The 13,266-nt window shown below is 59.8% G+C and carries 11 protein-coding genes; 4 read left to right on the forward strand and 7 right to left on the reverse strand.

The genetic code is table 11. The features are described 5' to 3' along the window. The first annotated feature begins 87 nt into the window (after positions 1–87). On the forward strand, positions 88–738 hold the full coding sequence (locus ACF8YQ_RS05115) for an MFS transporter (protein WP_396622769.1): 651 nt from the start codon (positions 88–90) through the stop codon (positions 736–738). Positions 739–841: 103 nt separating this feature from the next. Here the strand turns inward: ACF8YQ_RS05115 and ACF8YQ_RS05120 are convergent, their stop codons facing one another. The 7 genes from ACF8YQ_RS05120 to ACF8YQ_RS05150 form a co-directional block, all read right to left on the reverse strand. After that, positions 842–2,530: an AMP-binding protein gene (locus tag ACF8YQ_RS05120; RefSeq protein ID WP_396622770.1), complete on the reverse strand. Its 1,689-nt coding sequence runs from the start codon at positions 2,528–2,530 to the stop codon at positions 842–844. Between the two features lie 40 nt (positions 2,531–2,570). Then, on the reverse strand, positions 2,571–3,479 hold the full coding sequence (locus ACF8YQ_RS05125; RefSeq protein WP_396622771.1) for a hydroxymethylglutaryl-CoA lyase: 909 nt from the start codon (positions 3,477–3,479) through the stop codon (positions 2,571–2,573). Further along, on the reverse strand, positions 3,479–5,461 hold the full coding sequence (locus tag ACF8YQ_RS05130) for an acetyl/propionyl/methylcrotonyl-CoA carboxylase subunit alpha (RefSeq protein ID WP_396622772.1): 1,983 nt from the start codon (positions 5,459–5,461) through the stop codon (positions 3,479–3,481). Before ACF8YQ_RS05130 ends, ACF8YQ_RS05125 begins: the two co-directional genes overlap by 1 nt. Next, entirely contained in the window at positions 5,461–6,267 is an 807-nt protein-coding gene (locus tag ACF8YQ_RS05135) for an enoyl-CoA hydratase-related protein (RefSeq protein ID WP_396622773.1), read from the reverse strand. Before ACF8YQ_RS05135 ends, ACF8YQ_RS05130 begins: the two co-directional genes overlap by 1 nt. Before the next feature lie 12 nt (positions 6,268–6,279). Next, positions 6,280–7,887, reverse strand: a complete 1,608-nt coding sequence (locus ACF8YQ_RS05140; RefSeq protein WP_023009357.1) for a carboxyl transferase domain-containing protein — start codon at positions 7,885–7,887, stop codon at positions 6,280–6,282. 170 nt (positions 7,888–8,057) lie between these two features. Further along, a complete protein-coding gene (locus tag ACF8YQ_RS05145) occupies positions 8,058–9,224 on the reverse strand; it encodes an isovaleryl-CoA dehydrogenase (RefSeq protein ID WP_014420930.1) in 1,167 nt (388 codons plus the stop codon). A gap of 51 nt (positions 9,225–9,275) precedes the next feature. Then, a complete protein-coding gene (locus ACF8YQ_RS05150; protein WP_396622774.1) occupies positions 9,276–9,719 on the reverse strand; it encodes a MerR family DNA-binding transcriptional regulator in 444 nt (147 codons plus the stop codon). A gap of 117 nt (positions 9,720–9,836) precedes the next feature. Here ACF8YQ_RS05150 and ACF8YQ_RS05155 point away from each other — a divergent pair, with 117 nt between their 5' ends. The 3 genes from ACF8YQ_RS05155 to ACF8YQ_RS05165 all read left to right on the forward strand — a co-directional run bounded on the left by ACF8YQ_RS05155 (position 9,837) and on the right by ACF8YQ_RS05165 (position 13,198). After that, positions 9,837–10,598, forward strand: a complete 762-nt coding sequence (locus ACF8YQ_RS05155) for a 3-hydroxyacyl-CoA dehydrogenase (protein ID WP_396622775.1) — start codon at positions 9,837–9,839, stop codon at positions 10,596–10,598. Positions 10,599–10,675: 77 nt separating this feature from the next. After that, positions 10,676–11,824, forward strand: coding sequence for an acyl-CoA dehydrogenase family protein (locus ACF8YQ_RS05160; protein WP_396622776.1), 1,149 nt, complete (start codon positions 10,676–10,678; stop codon positions 11,822–11,824). A 192-nt stretch (positions 11,825–12,016) separates the two neighbouring features. Next, entirely contained in the window at positions 12,017–13,198 is a 1,182-nt protein-coding gene (locus tag ACF8YQ_RS05165; RefSeq protein WP_396622777.1) for an acetyl-CoA C-acyltransferase, read from the forward strand. The last annotated feature ends 68 nt before the right edge of the window (positions 13,199–13,266 follow it).

Here is a 13,266-nt window from a genome sequence, read left to right on the forward strand (position 1 = left end):
AAATCAAAGTTGTCGCTGGTTGAGGTTGGCGACTACGCTGACATTTGAATACATGGTTCACCATGCTTTTCATTTAGCGGAGGTGGCATGAGGTTTCCCTCAAGCACAGCATTCGCATTACTGGGCGCAGGGTTGATTGCGATCAGCTTCGGCCTTGCGCGCTTTGCATTCGGCCTGTTCATTCCGCCCATTCGTGCGGATCTGTCTTTGTCGCCCCATGTGATCGGTATCATCGGTGCACTCCCTCTGATCAGTTTTGCACTGGCGTCGGTGGTGGCGCCCTGGTGTGCCGACCGTCTCGGCGCCCGGAATACGGCGATGGCCTCCGGCGTTTTTGGGGTAGTCGGACTGGCTTTGATCAGTCAGTCGGCCGGTGCCCTGTCACTGGGGCTGGGCGTATTTGCCTGTGGTATCTGCACGGGCCTGATGATGCCTGCCCTGACAGCGGCCATGCAGGCACTGGTGCGGCGCTCGATGCATGGCCGGGTCAGCTCGGTGATGAATGCTGGTACCAGCGTGGGGGTGATGGTCGCGGTGCCCACGGTTCTTTTTCTGGCCGGGGCGGCTGTCCATGGGGCCGGTGGGCTATGCCGATGCCTTTGGGTTCTTCTGCGCCATTGGCATTGTCGTGGTCATGTTTTCACCTCTATACCCGCGCTATCTGGAGCAGGAACCGGAGGAGGAGACGGAAGACGAAACCGGGCTCCAGGCCGCCTACGATTATCAACTGCAGAATGAAGAGGGTGAGCCCTACCGGTACCAGCGTATGAGCAAGCATTAGGTTTCACAGATAGCAGAAACCCGGCCGTGGCCGGGTTTCCTGGGGTTGGGCGGTATTCGATTATTGCTTCAGTCCCATTTCCTCAATCGAGATTTCCCGCATCTTGAACTTCTGGATCTTCCCGGTCACGGTCATCGGGAATGCATCCACAAACTTGTAGTTTTTGGGAATCTTGAAGTGGGCGATCTTGCCCTTGCAGAAGGCCTGCAGGTCCTCTGCGGTTACCGGGTCTGCATCGGGCCGCAGTTTCACCCAGGCAATCAGCTCTTCACCGTACTTCTCGTCCGGAATACCGGTTACCTGCACCTCTTCAATGGCCGGGTGAGTGTAGAGGAACTCTTCGATCTCTTTCGGGTAGATGTTTTCACCACCGCGGATCACCATGTCCTTGATGCGGCCCACGATCTGGATGTAACCATCCTCGTCCATGGTCGCCAGGTCGCCGGTGTGCATCCAGCCGGCATCGTCGATGGCTTCGCGGGTTTTTTCCTCGTTGTTCCAGTACTTCAGCATCACGCTGTAGCCGCGGGTACACAGTTCGCCAATCTCTCCTCGGGGCATGACGTTGCCGGTGCCCGGGTCGACAATCTTGGTTTCCAGGTGCGGCTGGGTGCGGCCCACGGTGGTGACCTGCTTCTCGAACGGGTCTAGGGAACTGGTCTGGGTGGAAACCGGGCTGGTTTCCGTCATGCCGTAGGCAATCTGCACTTCCTTCATGTGCATTTTGCCGTTGACCTTCTTCATTACTTCGGCGGGGCAGATGGAACCTGCCATGATGCCGGTGCGCAGGGTAGAGAGGTCGTAGCTGTCGAATTCCGGGTCGGCCAGCTCGGCAATGAACATGGTGGGTACACCATACAAGGCCGTGGCTTTTTCCTGGTGGACCGCCTGGAGTACGGTTTTCGGGTCAAAGCCCTCGCTCGGGTAGATCATGGCGGTGCCATGGGTGATGCACCCCAGGTTGCCCATCACCATACCGAAGCAGTGGTAGAGCGGTACCGGGATCACCAGTCGGTCGTTCTCGGTCAGGCGCTGGCTTTCGCCAACAAAATAGCCGTTGTTCAGAATGTTGTGGTGGGTGAGTGTGGCGCCTTTGGGGTTGCCGGTGGTACCAGAGGTGAACTGGATGTTGATGGGATCGTCGAACTGCAGTTGATCCTGCCGCTTGGCGAGGTCGGCTTCCGGCACTTCTGCGGCGAAGCCGAGGAAATCCTGCCAGGTCCACATGCCGTCGTGCTGGTCTGGATGAACGTTAATCACGGCCCGCAGGTCGGGTATATTGTCCGCTTTGAGCTTACCCGGTGCGCTGCGTTTCAGTTCGGGGGCCAGCTCGTAAATCATGTCCCGGTAGTTGGAGGTCTTGAAGGTGTCGGCGGTGACCAGCACGCTGATGCCCGCCAGATTCATGGCGTAGTTCAACTCATGTACACCATAGGCCGGGTTGATATTCACCAGAATGGCACCAACTTTCGCGGTCGCAAACTGGGTAACGGTCCATTCGTAGCGGTTGGGTGACCAGATGCCCACGCGGTCGCCACGCTTGACGCCGATGGCCATGAACGCCCGGGCAGCTTCGTTCACCTTGTCGACGAACTCTTTGTAAGTCCAGCGAATGTCCTGGTGCAGGCAAACCAAGGCCTCGTTGTCGGGAAACTGTTGGGCGGTGCGATCCAGCATATCGCCGATGGTCATGCCCAGCAGTGGCTTTTCTGCGATACCACTGGTGTAACTTGGGAGAGTCTTGCTCATGTCTCTGCCTCCATTGTTTTTGTAGTTGAGGGCTGGAAAGTTACTGGCACAGGCCCCCGAGTGCCTGGCCCACTTTAGAGCCGTTATGGCGTTTCAGTTGCGCGCAGATCCAGTCGCCGGTTTTCACCAGCTTGTTCAGATCCACGCCGGTATCGATGCCCAGGCCGTTAAGCAGGTATAGCACGTCTTCGGTGGCTACGTTGCCAGATGCCCCTTTGGCATAAGGGCAGCCGCCCAGACCGGCCACAGAGGCGTCAATCACGCTTACGCCCTCTTCCAGTACTGCGTACAGGTTGGCCAGGGCCTGGCCATAGGTGTCGTGGAAATGCGCCGCCAGTTTGTCCATGGGCACATGGGCGGCCACGGCTTCGAGCATGCGCTTGGCTTTCAGGGGCGTGCCCACGCCGATGGTGTCGCCCAGGGAAATTTCGTGGCAGCCCATGTCGTACAGGGCCTTGGCCACAGTGGCCACCTGTGCCGGTTGGATATCGCCCTCGTACGGGCAACCCATCACGGTAGACACGTAACCGCGCACGGGGATGCCGTGTTTGCGGGCTGCTTCGACCACCGGCGCAAAGCGTTCGAGGCTCTCAGCAATCGTGCAGTTGATGTTCTTTTTGGTGAAAGACTCCGATGCCGCACCGAACACCGCCACTTCATCGGCCCCGGCCGCCAGGGCGCCCTCGAATCCTTTCAGGTTCGGGGTAAGGGCCGAGTAGCGAACGCCGGGTTTACGGGTGATGCCGGCCATCACTGCGGCCGCGTCGCCCATTTGCGGCACCCATTTGGGTGATACGAAGCTGGCGGCCTCGATGTGGCTGAGACCGCAATCGGCCAGCCGGTCGATCAGGCCGGTTTTGACCCCGGTGGCGATCACATCGCCGGGCTCATTCTGAAGCCCGTCTCTTGGGCTCATTTCCACCAACCGAACCCGCTTCGGAAAGGCCATTATTCTGCCTCCTCGATGGCGATCAGTTCCGCACCCTCGGCCACCTGGTCACCCTCGGCGTAGAAAATCTCGGAAACCACACCATCGGCGGGTGCCTTGATGGCGTGTTCCATTTTCATGGCTTCCATGATCACCAGCGTCTGGCCGGCCGTTACCTTGTCGCCTACCTTGGCCTGAATCGCCACCACGGAGCCGTTCATGGGCGCCGCCAGGCTGCCTTCGCTGGCCATTTCCTCAAACCCGTAGGTTTCCCGGTATACGGTGCACTTGAAGGTATCACCCTCGTAGAAGAGCACCAGTTCCTCGTTGTGCAGGTTGCCGTGCACGCTTAGCCGGTGGCCGTTGATCACCGCCTGCAGGTAATCGTCATTCAGTTTGGCGTTCAGGTGGTACACGCTGCCGCCCACGAACACCTGGTAGCGGTCATCCCGTTCCAGGATCTTGAGCTCGTGTTTATCGTCGCCCACCTGAAGGGTGAGAGGCTGGGCGTATTCGGAGTTCATGCGCCAGCTGTTCTTGCGGCCGAACGGCGACCAGGGATCGCCGGTAACCGGTTCCGCTGATTTGCGTTGCTCCAGAATGAATCCAGCGGCAAGCACCAGTGCCTTGTCCAGATCCAGTCTGGATTTCGGGAACAGCAGGTCGTTGTGAGTGGCAATGAAGTTGGTGGTCAGTTCGGCTTCGCGGAATGGCTGCGCATCCACCGCCGCGTGCAGGAACCGGATATTGGTTTTCAGCCCGGCGATACGGTAGTGCTCCAGGGCCTGAACCATGCGGTTGACCGCCTGTTCGCGGGTCTCGTCCCACACGATGAGTTTGGCGATCATCGGGTCGTAGTGGATGCTGATTTCATCGCCTTCGGTCACGCCGGTATCTACCCGCACGTGGGCAGACTCATCCGGAGTGCTGAGGTAACGCAGGGTTCCGGTGGCTGGCAGGAAGTCCTGATCCGGATCTTCGGCGTAGATACGCGCCTCGATGGCGTGGCCACGGGTCTTTACCTGGTCCTGGGGCAGCGGCAGGGGCTCGCCCCAGGCCACTTTCAGCTGCCATTCCACCAGATCCTGGCCGGTGACCATTTCGGTAACCGGATGCTCGACCTGCAGGCGGGTGTTCATTTCCATGAAGAAGAAGGAACCGTCCACGTCGTACAGGAACTCAACGGTGCCGGCACCCACATAGTTGATGGCTTGGGCCGCGCGCACGGCCGCTTCACCCATGGCCTTGCGGGTGTCTTCACTCAGGCCGGGAGCCGGAGCTTCTTCCAGAACTTTCTGGTGACGGCGCTGCACGGAGCAGTCACGCTCGGCCAGATAGATGCCGCTGCCGGATTGATCGCAGAACACCTGGATTTCGACATGGCGTGGCTGGGTCAGGTAGCGCTCGATCAGCATGTCCGGGTTGCCGAACGCATTTTTTGCCTCGCGCTGGGCCGCGGCCAGGGCATCGTCGAATTCGGCCATGTTCTCGACCACCCGCATGCCTTTGCCGCCGCCGCCGGCAACCGCTTTCAGCAGCAGCGGGAAACCGCATTTTTCGGCTTCAGCCCGCAGCAGGTCCGGCGACTGGTCCTTGCCGTGGTAGCCCGGCACCAGCGGTACACCGGCATCTTCCATGATCGCTTTTGCCGCGGACTTGGAGCCCATGGCGGCGATGGCGGAAGAGGGCGGGCCGATGAAGACGATACCGTTGGCCTCGCAGGCTTCTGCGAAGTCGGTGTTTTCAGACAGGAAGCCGTACCCCGGGTGGATGGCCTGGGCACCGCTTTCTTTGGCAATCTCGATAATCTTGTCGGCCCGCAGGTAGCTCTCAGAGCTGGGGGCAGGGCCGATGTAGAAGGCCTCATCGGCCATGGCCACGTGCCGGGCGTTGGCGTCGGCTTCGGAATAGACCGCCACGCAGCGGATGCCCATTCGATGGGCCGTCTGGATGATCCGGCAGGCGATTTCGCCCCGGTTGGCTATCAGGATCTTGTTAAACATTATTGTGTCTCCGGAATCCAACTGGCCTTTCGTTTGTTCAGGAAAGCGCTGAGCCCTTCCTGGCCTTCTTTGCCCACACGAATATCGGCGATGCGCTGCGCGGTGTCGTCAATCACTTCGGAGGTGATGGTCTTGTGGCTGACCGCAAAGACCAGTTCTTTGGCTGCTTTCATGGCTTCGGGACCGTTCAGCGCAAGTTGCAGTAGCAGCTCGTCGCAACGCTGGTGCATGGCCTGTTCGTCTTCGCACACCAGGTGAACCAGGCCGTAGTGCTGCGCCTCCTGAGCACTGAAGACTTCCGCCGACAGGAAGTAGCGCCGGGCCTGACGTTCGCCGATGGCTCGCACCACATAGGGGCTGATCACGGCCGGAATCAGGCCGAGTTTGACTTCGCTCAGGCAGAAGCTGGCTTTTTCAGTGGCCAGCACGATGTCGCAGCAGGCCGCTAGGCCGACCGCGCCGCCGAAGGCCGCGCCCTGCACCAGGCCGATCACGGGCTTGGACAGGTGGTTCAGGGTGTTCATCAGACGGGCCAGTTCCCGGGAGTCGTCCAGGTTTTCCTGGCGGGTGTTGTCCGCCATGCGGCGCATCCAGCCCAGATCGGCACCGGCGGAAAAGTGTTTGCCCTCTGAGCGCAGGATAACAATCTGGGTTTGCTCATCCCGGTCCACGTGTTCCAGTGCCTGAATCAACTGCTGGATGATCACGTCGTCGAAGGCATTGCGTTTGTCCGGGCGGTTCAACACCACTTCCGAGACGCCATCGCCCCTTTGGTGCAGCAGAACCGCTGTGTCTTGCTGTGACATGGCTGCGCTCCTTTACATGCGGAACACGCCGAAGCGCGTTGGCTTGGCGGGCCGGTTGAGGGTGGCAGACAGGCTCAAGGCAACCACTTCCCGGGTCTGGGCCGGGTCGATCACGCCGTCATCCCACAGACGGGCGCTGGCGTAGTACGGGTGGCCCTGGTGTTCGTAGGTTTCGGTAATGGGCTTCTTGAACTCGGCTTCTTCCTCGGCGCTCCAGCTCTGGCCTTTACGCTCCAGGCCTTCCCGGCGCACCTGGGCCAGTACGCCGGCGGCCTGTTCGCCGCCCATCACTGAGATGCGTGCATTGGGCCACATCCAAAGGAAGTCCGGGCTGTAGGCGCGGCCACACATGCCGTAGTTGCCGGCACCGTAGCTACCGCCAATCAGAACGGTAATCTTGGGCACGTTGGCACAGGCCACGGCCATCACCATCTTGGCGCCATGTTTGGCGATGCCCTCGGCTTCGTATTTCTGGCCGACCATGAAGCCGGTGATGTTCTGCAGGAACAGCAGCGGTATGTTGCGCTGGCAGCACAGTTCAATAAAGTGCGCGCCTTTCTGGGCGGATTCGCTGAACAGGATGCCGTTGTTGGCGATGATGCCCACTGGGTAGCCGTGGATGTGGGCAAACCCGGTCACCAGGGTGGAGCCGTAGTAACGCTTGAATTCGTCGAATTCTGAGCCGTCAACGATGCGGGCGATGACGTCGCGCGCATCAAACTGCTTGCGCAGGTCGGTGCCGACGATGCCGTAGATTTCTTCCTGATCGTACAGCGGGGCGCGGGGCTTCTGGACCTCAACCGGTACCGGTTTGCGGCGGTTGAGGTTGGCCACGCAACGGCGGGCGATTGCCAGGCCGTGGGCATCATTCTCGGCGTAATGGTCGGCCACACCGGAGATTTTACAGTGCACATCGGCGCCCCCCAGGTCTTCCGCGCTGACCACTTCACCCGTGGCCGCTTTTACCAGCGGTGGGCCGGCCAGGAAGATGGTGCCCTGGTTACGGACTATGATGGATTCGTCGGCCATAGCGGGTACGTAGGCGCCCCCGGCGGTACACAGGCCCATGACGACGGCGATCTGGGGAATGTCGTCTGCGCTCATACGGGCCTGGTTATAGAAGATGCGGCCGAAGTGGTCGCGGTCGGGGAAGACTTCATCCTGTTGGGGCAGGTTGGCGCCACCGGAATCCACCAGGTAGATGCAGGGCAGGCGGTTGGCCATGGCGATTTCCTGGGCCCGCAGGTGCTTTTTCACGGTCAGCGGGAAGTAGGTGCCGCCTTTGACGGTGGCGTCGTTGGCGATAATCATGCACTCGGTGCCGGAGACGCGGCCGATGCCGGCGATGACGCCAGCGGCGGGCACTTCTTCCTTATAGACGTTGTAGGCGGCGAACTGGCCGATTTCGAGGAAGGGGGAGCCTTCGTCGATGAGGGTGTTGATGCGCTCGCGAGGCAAGAGTTTGCCTCGGTCGGTGTGGCGCTTCTGGTAGTCGGGGCCGCCGCCCTGGTGGATCTTTTCGACTTTTTCCCGGAGGTCGGCGACGGCTTGTTGCATGGCCTGGTGGTTGGCCTGGAATTCGTCGGACCTTGGGTTGATTTTGCTTTGGAGTATCGTCATGTTCCGTGGTCCCTCGGGTTGGGGGCACGGGCCTGGAGGGGTGTCGTTCCGAAAACCGCTACGAGCACATCCATGTGCGCTTCTCTCCGGCCATCCATGGCCTCCGAAATTTTCGGAACGACACCCCTCCAGGCCCTAGTCGTACAATTGGAGCTGGACTCTGTGCGTCGTTACTTGTTCAGGAACAGCTCGCGACCGATCAGCATCCGTCGGATTTCAGACGTTCCAGCGCCGATTTCGTAGAGTTTCGCGTCCCGCAGCAGGCGGCCGGTCGGGTATTCGTTGATGTAGCCGTTGCCGCCCAGCAGCTGGATGGCGTCCAGGGCCAGTTTGGTGGCCATTTCGGCGGAGTAGAGGATGGCACCGGCGGCGTCTTTGCGGGTGGTTTCGCCGCGGTCGGCGGACTGGGCCACCATGTAGACGTAGGATTTCGCGGTGTTCATCCAGGTGTACATGTCGGCGACTTTGCCCTGTACCAGTTCGAATTCACCGATGGCCTGGCCGAATTGTTTGCGCTCTCGGATGTAGGGGACGACCACGTCCATAGCAGCCTGCATGATGCCCAGCGGGCCGCCGGAGAGGACGAGGCGTTCGTAGTCGAGGCCGCTCATGAGGACTTTGGCACCGTTGCCCACGCCGCCCAGGACGTTTTCTTTGGGAACTTTGCAGTCCTGGAACACCAGTTCACAGGTGTTGGAGCCGCGCATTCCGAGTTTGTCGAGTTTCTGGTGGCGGCTGAAGCCCGGGTAGTCGCGCTCTACGATAAAGGCGGTAACGCCTTTCGAACCGCCTTTCGGGTCGGTCTTGGCGTAGATAACGTAAGTGTGTGCGTCCGGGCCGTTGGTGATCCACATTTTGTTGCCGTTGAGGACGTAGTGGTCGCCTTCGTCGCGGGCGTGGAGTTTCATGGAAATTACGTCGGAGCCGGCGTTGGGCTCGGACATGGCCAGGGCGCCGATGTGTTCACCGGTGACCAGCTTGGGCAGGTATTTCTGCTTTTGTTCTTCGGTGCCGTTGCGGTGAATCTGGTTCACGCACAGGTTGGAGTGGGCACCGTAAGAGAGGCCAACGGAGGCCGAGGCGCGGCTGATTTCTTCCATGGCGATGACGTGGGCCACATAGCCCATGTCGGAGCCGCCGTACTCTTCGCTGACGGTAATGCCCAGCAGGCCCATGTCGCCCAGTTTGCGCCACAGGTCCATGGGGAATTCGTTGTTTTTGTCGATTTCCTCGGCCCGCGGGGCGATTTCGGTGGCGGCGAAGTTGTTCACCTGTTCCCGGAGCATGTCCAGGGTCTCGCCGAGGCCGAAATTGAGCTCTGAGTACTGTGATTTCATCGATTGCTACCTTTTTGTTTTTAACGTCGGGTATCCGTTGGCTGCCAGGTGCTATTTGCTGACAGCGGTTTCTTTGGTGTTCGTCGTCAGGCCCTGCTCTTCCTTTTTCTTCTGCAGTTCGGTCAGGGCCTCGCGGCACCGTGCTTCGGCGGTGTCCATTTCCATCTCTGCCATGGCGATGTCTTCTTTCTGCTGTTCCAGCTGTTCCCGTCTTGCGCTGAGGATTTCCAGCATCTTCAGCAGCTGCTTTTCATTGCCAGTCAGCGTTTCGTCCCAGAGGTCGAACAGTTCTTTGGTTTCGGCCAGGGAAAAGCCCATGCGCTTGCCCCGGAGAATCAGCTTCAAGCGAACGCGGTCCTTGGTGCTGAAGATCCGGGTTTGCCCACGCCGGGAGGGCTTGAGCAGCCCCTGGTCTTCATAGAACCGGATGCTCCGGGTGGTTACATCGAACTCCTGGGAAAGCTCGCTGATGCTGAAAGTTCGTTTTTCGCTCATGACGGATTTCCTTTTTTCACCAAGGTTAGTTAAAGTTTACGTAAACGTAAAGTGTTTTTGTGGTCCGAATGGATACCCGCGGATCAGACTTCGATCATTGTTAATAAGGAGTACCCGATGGAATTCCAGAATGTGCCGGCAATTGTAACAGGCGGTGCCTCCGGTCTGGGTGAGGGCGCTGCCCGTGCTCTGGCGGCGGCTGGCTGCAAGGTTGCGATTCTTGATGTGAACAAGGAGCAGGGCGAAAAGGTTGCGGCTGAGCTCGGCGGCATCTTTCTGCATTGCGATGTGACTTCGGCCGACAGTGCTGAGGCAGCTGTCTCTGCTGCGCGAGAGGCTCACGGCCCCTGCGGTGTCACCGTGAACTGCGCGGGTATTGCACCGGCGGCCAAGATTCTGGGCCGTGAAGGTGTGATGCCGCTGGAAAGCTTTAGCAAGGTGGTCCAGGTTAATCTGATCGGCACCTTCAATATCCTGCGGCTGGCGGCTGCCGATATGGCGCAACGGGAACCGAACGGTGACGGCGAGCGCGGTGTCATCATCAATACCGCCTCAGTTGCTGCCTACGAAGGCCAGATTGGCCAGGCTGCTTATAGCGCATCCAAAGGCGGTGTGGTGTCCCTGACCCTGCAGGCAGCCCGCGAGCTGGCCCGTGAAGGGATTCGGGTGAACACCATTGCTCCTGGCCTGTTTATGACACCAATGCTGGCGGGTATGCCCCAGGAAGTGCAGGACAGCCTTGCAGCCACGCTGCCTTTCCCGAAACGCCTTGGTAAACCTGAAGAGTTCGGGATGATGGTGGACCAGATGGTGCGCAACCCGATCCTGAATGGCGAAGTCATCCGGCTTGATTGTGCCCTGCGGATGGCGCCAAAGTGACATTGAAACAACCTGCCAAAAGCGGGTTTCTGTAATGGCGTTCGCCAAAAGCGAACCGGTAACCACAGGTGAGTGATATGACTAACCCTGTCGATCAGGAAGAACTGGCTCTTTTCCGGGAGTCTGTGATCAAGGCTCTGGAAACCGAAGTGGCCCCGCATTACGAGGCCTGGGAAAAAAGCGGCATTGTGCCACGGGAGCTTTGGAACACTCTGGGCGATGCAGGCATGCTGTGCGTCGATGTGCCGGAAGACTGCGGCGGCTGCGGCGCACCCTTCCAGTGCTCGGTCGTGGTGGGTGAGGAGCTTGCCCGGCTGGGATTCGGTGCGCTTTCCACCAACGTGATGGTGCATTCCGACATTGTCGCGCCCTATCTCAGCCATATCGGCAACGAAGAGCAGAAACAGCAGTGGCTGCCGAAGATGGTATCAGGTGAGGCGGTGGGCGCCATTGCCATGACCGAGCCGGGCGCCGGCAGCGACTTGCAGGCCATGCGCACCAGCGCTGTAAAAGACGGCGACGACTACATCCTCAATGGCTCCAAGACCTTCATCACCAACGGTCAACACGCCGATATGGTGATCGTCGCCGCCAAAACCGATCCCAAAGCCGGAGCCAAAGGGATCAGCCTGTTTCTGGTGGATACCTCGCTGCCAGGATTCAGCAAAGGCCGGAACCTGGACAAGATTGGCCAGCACTCTGGCGATACCTCCGAGCTGTTTTTCTCCGACATGCGCATACCCGCCTCGGCTCTGCTGGGTGAGGAAGGCCAGGGTTTCGTTTACCTGATGCGCGAACTGCCCCGAGAGCGACTGGTGATCGGAGCGCTGGGTGTGGCAGCGGCCCGGGGCTCGCTGGACATGACCATCCAGTACGCCCAGGAGCGTGAGCTGTTTGGCCAGAAGCTCAGCCAGTTGCAGAACACACGCTTCGAAATTGCCCGCATGGAAACGGATTACCGTATCAACAAAGCGTTTGTGGACCAGTGCATTCGGGAATACGAAGAGGGCAAGCTGGACGCCCCCACGGCGTCCATGGCCAAGTACAGCGCTACCGAGATGCAGTGCCGCGTTGCTGATGGCTGTTTGCAGTTGTTTGGCGGCTACGGCTACACCACGGAGTACCCGATTTCCCGGAACTTTATTGATGCCCGGGTGCAGCGGATTTATGGCGGCACGTCGGAAGTGATGAAGGAAATCATTGCTCGCTCGGTACTCGGAAGATAGTACCTCCTGAATCCAGCGCTAATTCTTTTTGAAGGCGACTGAAATGTATGGGGTTCGAGCAGGGGGATACCTTTCCGGGACCGTCAAAAGCCATGGATGGCTTTTGTCGAGCGTACAGGGATGTATTCACAGCGTGTCTCGGAAAGGTATCCCCCTGATCGAACCTGACTCCCAACATGGAGACCAGATTCAATGAACAACAATGACATCGTTATAGCAGGCTCCGCCCGAACCCCCATGGGCGGAATGATGGGCTCCCTGAGCACGGCACGTTCACCGGACCTGGGTGCCGTCGCCATTAAGGCAGCCATTGAACGCTCCGGCCTTCAGCCGGCAGACATCCAGGAAGTGATCATGGGCTGCGTACTGCCCGGGGGGCTGGGCCAGGCACCAGCTCGCCAGGCCTCAAGGGCCTCTGGTATCCCGGACAGCTCAGGTTGTACCACCATCAACAAAATGTGCGGCTCCGGCATGCAGGCCGTCATCATGGCTCACGACCAGATCAAAGCTGGCACCAATAACATCATGATCGCCGGCGGCATGGAAAACATGAGCCAGGCACCGTACCTGTTGCCGAAAGCCCGTGCCGGCATGCGCATGGGCCATGGCCAGGTGCTCGACAGCATGTTCCTGGACGGTCTGGAGGATGCCTACGAGGGTGGCCTGATGGGCGTATTCGCCCAGCGCACGGCAGACAAATTCGACATCACCCGCCAGGCCATGGACGAATTCGCCATCGGCTCCCTGCAAAAATCCCTGGCGGCCATCGAAAACGGCTGGTTCCGGGACGAAATCGTACCGGTAACCGTCCCGGGCCGGGGCGGTGACACCGAAGTGGATACCGATGAACAGCCGGGCAACGCCAAACCGGAGAAAATTCCACATCTCAAACCCGCGTTCGCCAGGGACGGTTCTGTCACCGCCGCCAACTCCAGCTCCATCAGTGATGGAGCTTCCGCGCTGGTACTGGCCTCCGCTGCCGAAGCCGATGCCCGGGGCCTGACCCCGCAGGCCCGCATCGTGGCGCATGCGACTCACGCCCGTTTACCGGCTGAATTCACCCTCGCGCCTATCGGTTCCATCGAAAAGGTGCTGAAGAAAGCAGGCTGGAGTGTGGATGATGTGGATCTGTTCGAGATCAACGAAGCCTTTGCCGTGGTCACTCTGGCGGCGATCAATGAGCTGAAGCTTCCTGCGGAGAAGGTCAACGTGCACGGCGGTGCCTGTGCACTGGGGCATCCGATTGGTTCCTCCGGCTCCCGGATCATCGTCACCCTGATCAATGCGCTGAAACAGCGCGGGCTCAAGCGCGGCGTGGCTTCGCTCTGCATCGGCGGGGGTGAGGGTACGGCTGTGGCTATTGAACTGATCTGATCGGCTTATTTCCCCTGTAGCCTGTCAGCTCAGGGGCGGGCTTGCGGGGTGGCCGGTGGATTTGTTTT

Origin of the sequence: Marinobacter sp. W-8 (assembly GCF_044342215.1) — a bacterium.
Classification (GTDB): Bacteria; Pseudomonadota; Gammaproteobacteria; order Pseudomonadales; family Oleiphilaceae; genus Marinobacter; species Marinobacter nauticus.